General features: G+C 38.3%; 13 protein-coding genes. 6 read left to right on the top strand and 7 right to left on the bottom strand.

Annotated features, from left to right (window positions below):
- Window positions 1–153 precede the first annotated feature (153 nt).
- The 3 genes from pflB to ACFQZ9_RS20375 all read left to right on the top strand — a co-directional run bounded on the left by pflB (window position 154) and on the right by ACFQZ9_RS20375 (window position 4,041).
- Window positions 154–2,379, top strand: a complete 2,226-nt coding sequence (pflB, locus tag ACFQZ9_RS20385) for a formate acetyltransferase (RefSeq protein ID WP_498945113.1) — start codon at window positions 154–156, stop codon at window positions 2,377–2,379.
- 61 nt (window positions 2,380–2,440) lie between these two features.
- A complete protein-coding gene (gene pflA / locus ACFQZ9_RS20380) occupies window positions 2,441–3,178 on the top strand; it encodes a pyruvate formate-lyase-activating protein (protein ID WP_498945112.1) in 738 nt (245 codons plus the stop codon).
- Between the two features lie 131 nt (window positions 3,179–3,309).
- Window positions 3,310–4,041, top strand: a complete 732-nt coding sequence (locus ACFQZ9_RS20375; RefSeq protein WP_498945111.1) for an urease accessory protein UreH domain-containing protein — start codon at window positions 3,310–3,312, stop codon at window positions 4,039–4,041.
- A 25-nt stretch (window positions 4,042–4,066) separates the two neighbouring features.
- Here the strand turns inward: ACFQZ9_RS20375 and ACFQZ9_RS20370 are convergent, their stop codons facing one another.
- A complete protein-coding gene (locus ACFQZ9_RS20370) occupies window positions 4,067–5,647 on the bottom strand; it encodes a cation:proton antiporter (RefSeq protein WP_498945110.1) in 1,581 nt (526 codons plus the stop codon).
- 507 nt (window positions 5,648–6,154) lie between these two features.
- Between ACFQZ9_RS20370 and yidC the strand changes: the two genes are divergently transcribed.
- Window positions 6,155–6,946 carry a membrane protein insertase YidC gene (gene yidC, locus ACFQZ9_RS20365; RefSeq protein ID WP_198308857.1) on the top strand — a complete coding sequence of 264 codons (792 nt, stop codon included), beginning with the start codon at window positions 6,155–6,157 and terminating at the stop codon, window positions 6,944–6,946.
- 37 nt (window positions 6,947–6,983) lie between these two features.
- On the opposite strand, the gene crcB (ACFQZ9_RS20360) is transcribed toward yidC, so the two are convergent.
- Together crcB (ACFQZ9_RS20360) and crcB (ACFQZ9_RS20355) are read right to left on the bottom strand one after the other, a co-directional pair.
- Entirely contained in the window at window positions 6,984–7,343 is a 360-nt protein-coding gene (crcB, locus tag ACFQZ9_RS20360; RefSeq protein WP_198308858.1) for a fluoride efflux transporter CrcB, read from the bottom strand.
- Window positions 7,340–7,723 (bottom strand): fluoride efflux transporter FluC, encoded by a 384-nt coding sequence (gene crcB / locus ACFQZ9_RS20355; protein WP_498945109.1) that lies wholly within the window; start codon window positions 7,721–7,723, stop codon window positions 7,340–7,342. The genes crcB (ACFQZ9_RS20360) and crcB (ACFQZ9_RS20355) overlap by 4 nt, the downstream gene beginning before the upstream one ends.
- A 145-nt stretch (window positions 7,724–7,868) precedes the next feature.
- On the opposite strand from crcB (ACFQZ9_RS20355), the gene ACFQZ9_RS20350 reads away from it, so the two are divergent.
- Window positions 7,869–8,432, top strand: a complete 564-nt coding sequence (locus ACFQZ9_RS20350; RefSeq protein ID WP_498945108.1) for a YhcN/YlaJ family sporulation lipoprotein — start codon at window positions 7,869–7,871, stop codon at window positions 8,430–8,432.
- Window positions 8,433–8,520: 88 nt separating this feature from the next.
- Here the strand turns inward: ACFQZ9_RS20350 and ACFQZ9_RS20345 are convergent, their stop codons facing one another.
- Together ACFQZ9_RS20345 and ACFQZ9_RS20340 are read right to left on the bottom strand one after the other, a co-directional pair.
- Window positions 8,521–8,724: a DUF6501 family protein gene (locus tag ACFQZ9_RS20345; protein WP_133338072.1), complete on the bottom strand. Its 204-nt coding sequence runs from the start codon at window positions 8,722–8,724 to the stop codon at window positions 8,521–8,523.
- Between the two features lie 166 nt (window positions 8,725–8,890).
- The gene (locus ACFQZ9_RS20340; protein WP_498945107.1) at window positions 8,891–9,652 is read right to left on the bottom strand and encodes a VOC family protein; all 762 of its coding nucleotides are present in this window, start codon (window positions 9,650–9,652) and stop codon (window positions 8,891–8,893) included.
- Window positions 9,653–9,843: 191 nt separating this feature from the next.
- On the opposite strand from ACFQZ9_RS20340, the gene sda reads away from it, so the two are divergent.
- Window positions 9,844–9,969 carry a sporulation histidine kinase inhibitor Sda gene (sda, locus tag ACFQZ9_RS20335; protein WP_371261560.1) on the top strand — a complete coding sequence of 42 codons (126 nt, stop codon included), beginning with the start codon at window positions 9,844–9,846 and terminating at the stop codon, window positions 9,967–9,969.
- A gap of 61 nt (window positions 9,970–10,030) precedes the next feature.
- On the opposite strand, the gene odhB is transcribed toward sda, so the two are convergent.
- A complete protein-coding gene (gene odhB / locus ACFQZ9_RS20330) occupies window positions 10,031–11,299 on the bottom strand; it encodes a 2-oxoglutarate dehydrogenase complex dihydrolipoyllysine-residue succinyltransferase (protein ID WP_498945106.1) in 1,269 nt (422 codons plus the stop codon).
- A complete protein-coding gene (locus ACFQZ9_RS20325) occupies window positions 11,292–14,141 on the bottom strand; it encodes a 2-oxoglutarate dehydrogenase subunit E1 (RefSeq protein WP_498945105.1) in 2,850 nt (949 codons plus the stop codon). The genes odhB and ACFQZ9_RS20325 overlap by 8 nt, the downstream gene beginning before the upstream one ends.
- Window positions 14,142–14,339 lie beyond the last annotated feature (198 nt).

The raw sequence follows: 14,339 nt of genomic DNA, 5'->3' as shown, positions 1-14,339 counted from the left end.
CAGACTCCCCTCCCCTCCAATCCCTTTATTCACAATATCTTAACAATTATCCCTTTTGTTTGTGATTCATTTCACATTTTAACTGTTATACTGAATGTAAGATATATATATCAAATCTGTTATATGTTTTTAGAAAATAAGAGGTGAAAAATCATGGAACAATGGCAAGGTTTTAACAAAGGTGTTTGGACGAGAGAAGTAAATGTTAGAGATTTTATTTTGAAAAATTTCTCTCCATACGAGGGAGATGACTCATTTATAACCGGTGCTACTGAAGCAACCAATAAACTTTGGGCACAAGTTATGGATCTTACCAAACAGGAACGTGAAAACGGCGGCGTCTTGGAAATGGATACCGAAACAGTTTCAACCATTACCTCTCATGGTCCTGGCTATCTTGATGAAGAACTTGAAAAAGTAGTTGGGGTTCAAACCGATAAACCATTCAATCGTTCCTTACAGCCATTTGGCGGGATTCGGATGGCAAAACAGGCCTGCGAAGCATACGGTTATCAATTAAATCCCGAAATTGAAAGAATTTTTACTGATTATCGTAAAACCCATAATCAAGGTGTTTTTGATGCATATACACCGGAAATGCTGTGTGCACGAAAAGCAGGAATTATTACGGGGCTTCCAGATGCATACGGACGCGGGCGTATCATTGGAGATTATCGCCGTGTCGCTTTATATGGTGTTGATTTTTTGATAAAAGAAAAACAAAAGGATTATAGGGATACAAGCAGTGTGATGACAGAAGAAACGATTCGTTTACGTGAAGAATTATCAGAGCAATATCGTGCCTTAAAGGAATTAAAAGAATTGGCAGCAAGCTACGGATTTGACATAAGCCAACCTGCTAAAAATGCGGCCGAGGCATTTCAATGGCTGTATTTCGGTTATTTAGCCGCTATTAAAGAGCAGAACGGTGCTGCAATGAGTCTTGGCCGTGTCTCAACCTTCCTCGATATTTATATTGAAAGAGATTTAGAGAATGGATTTTTAACAGAATCAGAGGCACAGGAACTAGTAGACCATTTTGTTATGAAGCTTCGCTTAGTAAAATTTGCCCGCACACCTGATTATAATGAATTATTCAGCGGCGACCCTACATGGGTAACGGAATCAATCGGTGGCATGGCACTGGATGGGCGTCCTTTGGTCACAAAAAACTCATTCCGATTTCTAAATACATTAGATAATCTAGGTGCTGCACCGGAACCAAATTTAACCGTTTTATGGTCTGCACAGCTTCCGGAAAACTTTAAAAACTATTGTGCGAAGATGTCCATTAAAACGAGCTCCATTCAATATGAAAACGACGATATCATGCGTCCGGAATATGGCGATGACTATGGTATTGCCTGCTGTGTATCTGCAATGGAAATTGGCAAGCAAATGCAGTTCTTCGGGGCACGCGCTAACCTTGCCAAAGCTCTTCTCTATGCTATAAATGGCGGTGTTGATGAAAAATTAAAAATTCAAGTTGGCCCTCAGTATCAACCAATTAAAGCGGATGTATTAGATTATGAGGAAGTCATGCAAAAGTTTGATCAAATGATGGAATGGCTGGCAGGTTTATACATTAATACGCTAAATATCATCCATTACATGCATGATAAATACAGCTATGAAAGAATTGAAATGGCTCTGCATGATACAAAGATTCTTCGGACAATGGCAACAGGAATTGCCGGTTTAAGTGTCGTAGCTGACTCTTTAAGTGCCATTAAATACGGCGAGGTAAAAGTAATCCGCGATGAAAATAATATTGCCATTGATTTTGAAGCCATTGGAGACTTCCCAAAATACGGGAACAACGATGATCGGGTTGACAGCATAGCGATAGAAATTGTGGAAAACTTTATGAAAAAGCTTCGAAAGCACCACACTTACCGTGATTCTGTTCATACCTTGTCTATTTTAACGATTACATCAAACGTTGTTTACGGTAAGAAAACAGGGAATACACCGGATGGACGCCGGACAGGTGAACCATTTGCACCAGGTGCAAACCCAATGCATGGACGTGATACAAAAGGAACCTTAGCTTCCCTTTCTTCTGTCGCAAAACTGCCATACAGCTATGCAATGGATGGAATTTCAAACACCTTTTCCATTGTTCCAAAGGCATTAGGAAAAGAGGAAGATGTAAGAGTTCGCAACCTTGTATCCATCTTGGATGGTTATATTATTAAATCCGGACATCATTTAAATGTTAACGTATTTAATCGGGAAACACTAATAGACGCGATGGAACATCCGGAACAATATCCGCAGTTAACCATCCGGGTCTCCGGATATGCGGTGAACTTTATTAAATTAACAAAAGAGCAGCAGCTTGATGTAATTAACCGTACCTTCCACGAGTCACTTTAATCAACCATTGGAGCTTCCCTTAGGTGGGGCTCCTTCCTTAAAATGAAAGGGGAAAATAACCATGAACGGAAATATCCATTCAATCGAAACTTTAGGGACCGTAGATGGCCCAGGAATTCGTTATGTAATTTTTACTCAAGGCTGTCTGCTGCGCTGCCAATTTTGTCATAATGCCGATACATGGGAAATTGGCGCGGGAAAACAAATTACAGTTTCTGAGGTGATGGATGATCTCATGAGTTACCTCCCTTTCATTCAAGCATCTGGCGGTGGGATTACCGTAAGCGGCGGGGAGCCCTTGCTACAAATTCCTTTTCTTACAGAATTATTTAAGGAATGTCGGCGGATGGGAATCCATACCACAATAGACTCATCTGGGGGATGCTTCTCACATTCTACGCATTTTATAGAGCAGCTCGAGGAGTTATTACATTATACAGATCTAATCTTACTTGATTTAAAACATATTAATCGAAAAAAACATATTCACTTAACCGGGATGGCGAATGATCATATTCTTGAATTTGCAAAGTTTTTATCTGAACGTAAGATATCGGTTTGGGTACGGCATGTCCTTGTACCCACAGTTACAGATGACCCGGAGGACCTTGAACAACTTGGAGAATTTATCGGCACCCTTGAAAATGTTAAAAAAATCGAGATTCTTCCTTATCATAAGCTTGGGGTATATAAATGGGAGGCATTGGGGCATGAGTATCCATTAAAAGGGGTGGAACCGCCTTCAAAGGAAATGGTAGACTATGCTTACAAAATGCTTACATCACATTGGAAGGCCTAAACACCGAATCAGTTTGGATTCGGTGTTTTTTCTTACTATATTGTGAACTCCCTTCTATCTGCATTTATTTTTGATAAATTAATAGTATAGTACAAGCAGCGAAATATGCAGCACTATAGGGGTGAGTCAATATGTACGAGGCTTTTAGTTCAATCAGCAGAGTTTTAAGCAGTCCGTTTCAAGTTTTATTTTATGAAACAAAACAAATTCCGCTGCTTGCAGCTTTTTTGCTTGGGTTAATTGGTGCCCTTGCTCCTTGTCAGCTTACCAGCAATATTAGCGCCATTACTTTTTACGGAAATAAAAGCCTGCAAACAAAGAAAACGTGGGTGGAGGCACTCTTCTTTATTTTTGGAAAAATTATAGTATTTTCTACTTTAGGACTTGCCGTTTGGCTGATTGGTCAGGAATTCCAAACAGCGATTACCAGCTTCTTTGCCATTTTCCGTAAATTAATCGGACCCTTTATTATCCTTTTGGGTTTATTTTTAATAGGGATTATCCAATTAAACTGGATTAACCGGCTCTTTTCATTTATCCCTAATCAAAAGAGCGGAGGGATTTTCGGATCTTTCATAATGGGAGTCACTTTTTCAATTGCATTTTGCCCAACTATGTTCGTTTTGTTTTTCCTGACCCTGATGCCAATTGTGCTAGGTTCTAGTTACGGTGCAGTTCTCCCAAGTATTTTCGCCATCGGTACATCCCTTCCACTCCTTATCTTTATGTTTATGGTTTGGTTTCTTGGAATGGATGGGGCAATTATGAAAAAAAGCCGACAATTTGGTTTACGGATACAGAAAACGGCCGGATTCTTTCTACTCCTTCTCGGAATATTAGATACCATTACATATTGGATTTAAAAAAATGCGGAACCTTCCGCATTTTTTAATGATTTTTTTCATCTAACTTTACTAAAAGGTCCATTACTTCGACTTCCTCCAAATTTGCAATATCATTTGAAATGACTTCATCTTTATTAAGATGGCTTATTGCCTCATGTTCAGCATATAATGCCTGTCTCCATAATAAATTTCTCTGTTTTTCCTTTAATTCAGAATGAATTTTATATAAATCTTGAAGCTCCGTTTCAACTCGAGATTTTTTTTCCTGATATTCGGTAACCATTTCAGCTGAAACCGGTTCGGTTATAAATAATTTCCTTTTCACCCTGGTTATTTCTTCAATGGCTGAATCATATCGATGGATTTTTGCAATCAAATGTTCATACTCCAATGATCCCCGTCCTTTGGGCTTAACACCTAAGACTGTAATTAGGGGTTTGACCGTAAGTCCTTGAACCACTAAAGAGAAGAGGACAACAAAAAACGTTAACACTAGCAATTCGTCTCTTCCTTTAAAACTGTATGGTAGACTTAATACAAGTGCAATGGAAAGAGAGCCCTTTAGTCCTCCCCAATTAATAATATGCTTCCAAGCCCATGGAAAATCTTTATTAAAGATAAGACTTAAATAGACCGCAATACTTCTTGCAATTAAAACAATCAAAATCGCACCAATAATCGTCCCCCATTTATTGCTTAAGCCGATCCTTGTAATTTCGAGACCCACCATTAAAAACACAACTGAATTAGCTAATAAGGCGGCAACATCCCAAAAGTTTCCTATGTTTAATCTTGTTGTCGGAGACATGCCAATCCTTGCCCCAAAATTACCTAAAATAATAGCTGCTACAACAACGGCAATCACACCTGAACCATGCACACTTTCAGCTAATAAATAGGAACCGTAAAATAAAATGATACTAAAGATGATTTCAAGCGGATAATCATCATAAAACTTTGTTAAAATGGAGAATCCGTATCCCAGCGCTCCTCCCACAATGAGCCCGAGAAAAATGACCTTTACAAATATCCAGATTCCCATTCCTAAACCTTCCCAGCCCAAATCCAGATAAGTTAATAAATAAAACGCTGAAATTTGATAAAGAACAACTGCCATGCCATCATTAAACAAGCTTTCCCCTTCCACAATGATGGCTAACTTTTTATTGACCCCGACACTTTTAAATATGGATAAAACGCTTACTGGGTCCGTAGCACTCATTAATGCGGCAAAAACAAAAGCAGCTTGTATCGACAAATTCAGCTGAAAATAAGATGAAAACCCAACAACTAAATAAGATATTAACGTTGCCCCAAATGCAAGAGCCAGAATTGGAAGCTTATTATTTTTTAACTGAGGAAAAGGAAGTTTTAGCGATGCTTCCCCTAAAAGCGCAGGCAAAAACAGGGTAACGATGACAAAATGAAAAACCTCCCCCTGTGTAATAAAGTTTTTTAATGATGCTAAAGTGGAAAAATCAGTAAGGCCAATCAATGCACCGACTAAAACTAATGCAATCGGATAGGGTTGTTTTAATTTTTTTGCAATGGCTGTAACGAATGCTGCAAGCATGATGAGTGCGAACCCAATGACAAAAATAGAATGCACATCTAAATCCTTCAAAAATAAAACTCCTTTAGTGCAAATATACCAACATCCTTACTTTTCTCATTTTCAATAAAAATAAACCGCAATCAGTTGATAATAGTGATTCTCATAATCTATTATTCCTTCCACAATTCAGTATTTGATTATTTGCTAAAACTCCTTTATACTCTTATCATTGGCTTAAAAGCGAGGTGAAAATTTTTGTTCCAGATTTTGATTGATCATTCCGATATCAATACACTTACAGCCCTCTATGTCAGTCTTTATTTAGGGATTTCTTTGAAATTTCTACTGGCTTGGAGTGTAAAATATTCCTTTATGGATTCCTTGTCTAATCCTGCGGACACAAAAATTATTCACCCTATTTATTTTTATAAAGAAAAAAGCCGTTTAAATGGGAATTTTATTCTAATAAGAATTGTCAAATATATTCGTAGAAAAAAATGTTCACAGGATGATTCTGAAGATTCTGTTTCCTCTCATTACTTATATACAATCTAACCACACATTTTAGGAGGAAATATGAAAACAAAACGATCTTCATTATTATTGATTGCTCTATTATCTTTAACAACATTATTACTTTCAGCTTGTTCTAGTCAGGCTCAAGGCGGAAAAAGTACTGGTTTTTTCCATACCTATTTTGTACATCCCTTTTCGGTTGTGATTCAAACTGTTGCAGATTTTTTTAACGGAAATTATGGATTAGCAATTATCCTTGTTACCCTTGTCATCCGACTCATTCTGATGCCATTAATGTTGAAGCAATATAAAAATCAAATGGGTATGAAGGAAAAAATGGACGTGCTAAAACCTGAGATGGATGCCATCCAGAAAAAGATGAAGGCTGAAACGGACCCGAAAAAGAAGCAGGAGCTTCAGGCAGAAATGATGGGCCTTTACCAAAAGCATGGGGTCAATCCATTAAATATGGGTTGCTTGCCACTCCTTATCCAAATGCCTATTTTGACAGGATTCTATTATGCAATACGTGGATCCCAAGAAATTGCTCATCATAAGTTTTTATGGTTTAGCCTTGGTCACCCTGATATTGCGATTACGATTATTGCCGGTGTAATTTATTATTTTCAATTTAAGGTCTCTCAATCCAATATGCCTACCCCGCAGCAACAGCAAATGAAGTATATGGGATTATTATCTCCATTAATGATTGTAATGTTCTCATTTCAAGCACCAGCTGCACTCCCGCTTTACTGGGTAGTCGGGGGAACATTCTTAATCATTCAAACCATGATCAGCCGAAAATTGTATCAAAATCATAAAAAAGAAGAAGTAGCCGTTAAGCAAAAATAAGATTATAAAAGGAAGCATCTTTATCTGATGCTTCCTTTTATATTTTCTTCCCAATTAATATTCCTAAAAAAGCAAGGATGATTCCCGCAAGATAACTAATGACCAAATAGCGAAAAAAAAGTTTATTTTTTTTGCCTTTTTTAAGACCGGAGAGTTCCAGCTTAAAGGTGGAGAAAGTAGTAAATGCACCCATAAAACCAACACCAAGCAGATTATACAAATGGCCTTTAACGGGAATTCCAACAATAAGTCCCAACAAAAAAGCACCGGTTAAATTGACCGTTAAGGTTCCTATTGGGAATCCGGATTGATTATGTTTTTGAAACGATTTGCTAATGATAAAGCGGCCAATGGCCCCAAAAAATCCGCCAAGTGAGACAAAAAGTACTTCAGTCATTTTGCTTTCCCCGTTTCATTCCCAAAATTCTGCCCTATTTTAACAAATAAAAGACCGCCAAATAAACTAAACAAAACATAGATCAATCCCTTAATATAAGCCTCCGCTTCCATTAAGCGAACTGTTTCCAAGCAAAAAGTCGAAAAGGTAGTATAGGAACCAACCACTCCTGTTGAAAAAGCAGTAATAAAATAGGGGTGAAGCTTTTTGGATTGACCAAACCTGCTTGTAAACCACCCCAGCAGAAAAGCTCCAGTTAAATTAATCAGAAGTGTGCCGATGGGAAAACGTTCCCCCCAAATATTAACCGCTAGAAGGGATAAACCATATCGCAATAAACTTCCAATGATTCCACCCATTCCAACAAACAAATATACCAAATTCAAACACCTCGATAACCGAATAAAAAATCCATTTCATTTTAACATATCCATGTTTTTCTTTCGTCATAACCGCTTGAATATTTTTATTTATAAATGGAATGCTATCCTTGAAACAACTTAGAAAAAGGAGTGTTTGGACAGCATGAAAAAGACTGCTTTCTTAATTGGTTCCCTTGTCTTTAGTCTTTACTTAACAGGGTGTGGTAAAAATAATGTTAATGATGATGTGGCAAATCGAAATCGAAACGTAAACGAACCAACAAGGGTAAACTATAATCCTCACGGTGGACCAGCGGTTACGGGTGTAGACAATTCTGATACAGGGCTTAACCGTAATAACGTTACAGATGTCCGTAATGACAACAATGTTGATAATCGAATGAGTGTGGCCGACGAAGCGGCAGATCGGGTATCCGACCTTTCCGAAGTAGATTCAGCAACTGTAATTGCTTCAGATGATAATGCATATGTAGCTGTTAAATTGTCTGGCAATGATAAATTAACGAATAAACTTGAAGATAAAATTTCTGACAAAGTGAAGTCAGTAGACCATGATATCGATAATGTTTATATTTCTGCCAATCCAGATTTCTTTGGTCAAATGAATCAATGGGCCGGTGATATTCGCGATGGCAGACCGGTAACCGGGTTCTTTAAAGAATTTTCCGATTCTATCCGCCGCGTCTTCCCAGACTTAAAAGATTAAATAACTTCTGTTGCAAAAATGCCTGGCGATTGCCAGGCATTTCTAATTTTTCAATTTGACCGCGGGCTATGCCTGTGTCTGAATGTCTTTATACTTCTTGGAAATATTCTTTGTAAAATCCGCCAACTTTACCTGTATTGTCAACGATGTAATAAAATTCTTCTGTTTCATTTTTTACATCATATTCTTTACCGGCAGTTAAAGCACGATTAACAATATATTTTTTGGCATCCGTATGTACACATTTTACTTTTTTTAATGTTTCACGGTCACGCCATGTTAAATGGATCATTGCGGCCACCCTTTCCATTGTTGTCCATCTTCTAGTATAATCAATCACGGCAGGCACGCGCAACCATCTAAGTATTTTATTCGACTTAATAATTACTTGGTCTGTTAAACTTAGTTGTTGATTTCCTGATTTCCGCTCCAATCACCTTTGTCTTTAACATAGGAAATCACGTAAGAATATCACCAAAAACGATAATTGGTTCCTTCGCTATTGGTGGATCTATTTCAACCTGAAACGGTCTGTCACCTTTTAATTTATGGATGCTCTTCAAAATTTCACTATTCTTTTTATCATGAAAAACAAGATCAGTTTTGCCCACTTTTAATTTATTTTTAGATTCAATTGGTACTCCCAACAATCGAGCCCAGTCATCAGTAACTTGCTCAACATTTGAAACGACAAAGGAAATTGATTTAACTGATTGATTTTCCTGCTTTGGCGGCAGCATTCCGGTTCGTTTTAGATCTTCGAATCTTTCTTGGTCACTCTGATTCCATTGAATGAAAAATGGATAGGGAAGCGGTCCGTCTTGCTGGATAAACAACATCTTCCATGAAATCTCTACTCCATCATCCCGCAGTCTTTTTCCTTCAAAAATTTCCGTCGGATGATATCCTTTCGTTTTTAAATCTTCCTTTAACCTGACAATATGACTCGTTCGGAAACAAATCTGGCCAAAACCTTCAAATTGTTTGCTGTCATTTAAGAGCTGCGATATTAACGGATTCTCTGATTGGTTTGCCACCTCTGGATTTTCAACTGCTAAATATTCAATATACGATAATCCGAAATACAGTAAGCTATTATAGGTACCCCAGTTAATATGACTACCTCCACGAATGGCTTTTAGCCCATATTTCTCCCACTCGAGTATTGCTTGGGCAGGGTTACGATTTATAAAATGGACAATATGATCCAATTGTAACAACTCAATCATCTCCTTCCTATTGCTTGTCTTTATTTTAACCTGAATCGTATCGCGGTTCTATTGAAATGCTTTTCATTAATTTGTTAGAAATTTTTATGATTAAGGGGTTTTCATTTTAAATGAAAACCATTACAATAATAAAAACTGAATATTCAATCCATTTTTCCGAGGGGGCATTTAAGGTGAAAATTATGAGTAACGAGCAGTTGGTTGTGTCATATCGGGATGCATTAAAGTCTGGTAAGGAAAAGGAATGGATCAAAATTTTGAAGGATGAAATTCAACGTCGTGGATTGAGACCGTTTAAGAAAAGCTGATTTCTTATTTAAAATTGTAACAAACCGCCGAGAACTCTCGGCGGTTTTCTAATTTAAAGTATTAACCTTCCAAAAGAAGTGATTCCGGATCTTCAATCATTTCCTTCACTTTGGCTAGGAAGCTTACAGCCTCTTTTCCATCGACAATTCGATGATCATAAGATAGCGCAATATACATCATCGGGCGGTTCTCCATTTTATCTTTATCAATGGCAACCGGACGAAGCTTGATACTATGCATTCCCAAAATTCCTACTTGCGGGCCGTTTAAAATCGGAGTGGACATTAAGGAACCAAATACCCCGCCATTTGTAATCGTAAAGGTACCGCCCTGCAGGTCACTCAACGCTAATTTATTGTCTCTTGCCTTTTTCGCTAATTCACCAATGTTGCCTTCGATTTCAGCAAAGGATTTACGATCAGCATCACGAACAACAGGAACAATAAGGCCATCTTCAGTGGAAACAGCGACACCAATATCATAAAACTGTTTAATTAACAATTCTTCTCCTTGAATTTCCGCATTAAGAAGCGGGAATTGTTTCAAAGCTCCAACTACAGCTTTTGTAAAGAAAGACATAAACCCAAGTCGAACATCGTGTTGCTCAAAGAACCGATCTTTTCTTCGCTTTCTCAAGTCCATGACGGCAGTCATATCAATTTCGTTAAAGGTTGTAAGCATTGCAGTTGATTGACTAACTTCCAACAAGCGCTTAGCAATTGTTTGTCTGCGTCTTGACATTTTTTCACGTAAAACTGGTTTTGTCGGATCTTGTGCAACTGCCGGTGCAGCAGGCGCCGCTTTAGCAGCCGGTTTTGCTGCATTTGGCTGATAGGATGATACATCCTGTTTGCGAACCCGTCCAAGTGGGTCAGCAGTTGGAACACTCTGTAAATCAATCCCCTTTTCCCTTGCCAGCTTTCTTGCTGCTGGGGAAGCAATCGGACGCTGCCCGTTCCCTTCTGTATTTTCTGAAACAGGTGCAGGGTTCGCATTAACAGATTGTGAAGATTCCATAACCGGTTGTTGAGCCTTCGGTTGTGCCGCAGCTTCCGGTTTCGCTTCTGAAGGTGCAGTTGTTTCGGCACCTGTAGCGTTTTCATTTACGATTGCAATGGCTTCACCAACGTTAACCGTATCTCCCTCTTCATATTTTTGTTCCGTTAAAACTCCTGCATAGTCAGAGATAATCTCCACGTTTACCTTATCTGTTTCGAGTTCTACTAGGTATTCGCCCTTCTCTACAAATTCACCAACATTTTTTAGCCATTTAGCAATTGTACCCTCACTAATGGATTCTGCTAATTCGGGAACTTTTATTTCAGCCATTGTTTAACCCTCCATCTTCTGCCCTCGTTAATGCTGCATTTATAATTTTAGATTGATAAAGCTTATGAACATTTGGATCTCCCTCTGCGGGGCTAGATCGTCTTCTGCGACCAATATATTGAACACGAACACCATTTGTGGCGATTTCATTTAATCGCGGTTCTACAAAATACCAGGCACCCATATTTTTCGGTTCCTCTTGTATCCAGAAAATCTCTTTTACATTTTTAAATTGGTTAAAAATATTTTTTAAAATTTCTGTTGGGAACGGGTAAATTTCCTCTAAACGTAAAATTTGCAACCATTCATTATCTGGGTAATTTTTTAATTGCTCAGCTAAATCAATCGCAATTTTACCGGTACAAAGTACAATTCGCTCTACTTTATCCTCTTGACCATCTCGGTTAAATTGTTCCATTACCGGTCTGAATTCGCCTGTACTTAATTCGCTTGCCGGTGAAGAAACCATCGGATTCCTCAATAAACTTTTTGGTGACATGATGACAAGCGGTCGAATCTCTTCTTTTAAAAGCAGTGCTGCTTGTCTTCGTAATAAGTGAAAATATTGTGCTGCACTTGTAAGGTTGGCAACCGTCCAGTTCTTTTCAGCAGCTAATTGTAAAAATCTTTCTACTCTACCACTGGAATGTTCAGGTCCCTGTCCCTCATATCCATGAGGCAATAATAAAACTAGGCCTGATTTCTGTCCCCATTTTGCTCTTCCCGCAGCGATAAATTGGTCGAACATTACCTGGGCTGCATTCGCAAAATCACCATATTGTGCTTCCCAAATCACCAGTGTTTCCGGTGCGAAAATATTATAGCCATATTCGAAGCCAACCACTGCCGCTTCTGTCAACGGGCTATTATGAATAGCAAATGATGCTTTTGAATCAGAAATTTGATGAAGAGGAGAAAATGTCTTTCCAGTAACAGAATCATGCAATACTAAATTCCGGTGCGCAAATGTACCGCGTTCGGAATCCTGACCGGTCATCCGGATAGGAGTACCCTCTTTTAAGATGGTTGCAAAAGCCAATGTTTCTGCCAACGCCCAATCAACCTTGCCATTCTCCTCAAATGCATCCACGCGTCGGTTGAGAATCTTTTCTAGTTTATTAAATACTTTGAAATCAGATGGCCATTGAAGCAGTTCGTGATTGATTTGTTTTAGCTGATCCTGTGGAACACTTGTTGCGATTGTTGGCTCCTCTTCAAGGAATACCGGAATCTCTGGTTCCGCTGTCTCGTGGTCACCTTTATATTTTGAAACTTTTTCATAGGCAGCTTGCAGTTTCCCCTGAATTTCTGCCTCCATCTGTTTAAACTCTTCATCCTTAAGAATTCCTGCCGCTATAAGTTTATCGGCGTATAAATCCTTAATAACCGGATGTTTGTGAATTAATGTATACATTTGCGGACTAGTTGTCATCGGCTCATCCATTTCGTTATGTCCAAATCGTCTATATCCAACTAAGTCAATTAGGAAGTCTTTTTGAAATACTGAGCGATATTCAGCCGCTAAAGCAGCAGCTTCAAGAACTGCTTCCGGATCGTCACCGTTTACGTGTAAAATTGGAATTTCAAATCCTTTTGCCAAGTCACTTGCATATCGAGTAGACCTGGAATCACGAGATTCGGTTGTAAATCCGATCGTGTTGTTAGAAATAATGTGAATAGTACCACCGGTCCGATATCCATTTAATCGGCTAAGATTTAATGTTTCCGCTACAATGCCTTCTCCAGGAAATGCCGCATCCCCGTGGATTAAGATTGCAAGCGAAGCCTTCAAGTTTTCAACCGGATAGCCTGTTTCTTTTCGATTATCCTGTGCTGCTCTTGTATATCCTTCAACAACAGCTCCCACATATTCAAGATGGCTTGGGTTATTGGCGAGTGTCACTTTTGCCTTTTTGGAATTTTCACCTGTAATTTGGCGATTTAAACCAAGATGATATTTCACATCTCCTGTCCAGCCAAAGTTGATTCCAATTGACCCTTCTGAAGGAACAAGTTCCTTATTTGGGGCATGCTGAAACTCAGCAAAAATCATCTCATACGGTTTTCCAAGGACATGTGCAAGAACATTCAGCCTGCCACGGTGGGCCATTCCGATATTAATTGTTTCTGCACCGTCAACCACTGCTTCTGAAATGATTTCATCAATTAATGGAACCATTGTATCCAAGCCTTCAATTGAAAATCTTTTTTGACCCACGAAGGTTTTATGAAGGAATTTTTCAAAAGCATCCACTTCAATTAACCGTTTAGTGATTTTTAACTTTTTCTCGTTTGTTAAATTGCTGTGGAGATTTCCTTTTTCGATTTTATCACGAAGCCAATTTTTTTCCTCGACATTATGTACGTGGTCATACTCATAAGCAATCGACTTTGTGTAGATTTCCTTTAGCCAAAGGTAGGCATCATATGCCGTTTTAATTGCTGCCGGTGGATTGGTTAACATAATGTTAGCTGACATTGCTTTTAAATCTTCCACACTAAGCCCGTAATAAGCGGGATCAATTAATTCGACTTCCTCCCTTTTATTTCCTAAAGGATAAATACTAGCAGCAAGATGACCATATCCACGGATATTTTCCGCAAACTTAACGGCTGCTAATATTTTTTCTGTTTGAACCGACCTTGTTTCAGGAACAACCTGAACATTATCCTGCAAAAGTGAAAAATCAGCTTCATTCATTTGCTCAAATAGCAATCTCATTTCCGGATCAATGGATTCGGGATTTTGTTGATAATTTTCAAATTGCTCAATAACATATCCAAGATTGGGGCCAAAAAAACTCTCCAAATAAGCTTTTTTGTCTACATTTGGTCTGTTCATTCTTTATTCCCCTCCAATCAAAACCTTATTTTCATAGTCTTTATTACTATTACCCATTCATACAAAAAAACCAGCGCTAAACAAAAAAATCATTTTTATATTTTTCACCATACAAACAGTAGTAACGTGGACTACTATAGCATTATAAACCTCTCTTGTCAGCTATTCAAAAGAAAAGGACCGAAAATTCGGCCCAAA

This window comes from Neobacillus sp. GCM10027624 (assembly GCF_042675345.1).
GTDB classification, from domain to species: Bacteria; Bacillota; Bacilli; order Bacillales; family Cytobacillaceae; genus Neobacillus; species Neobacillus cucumis_D.
This window is presented reverse-complemented; position numbering and strand designations above follow the sequence as displayed.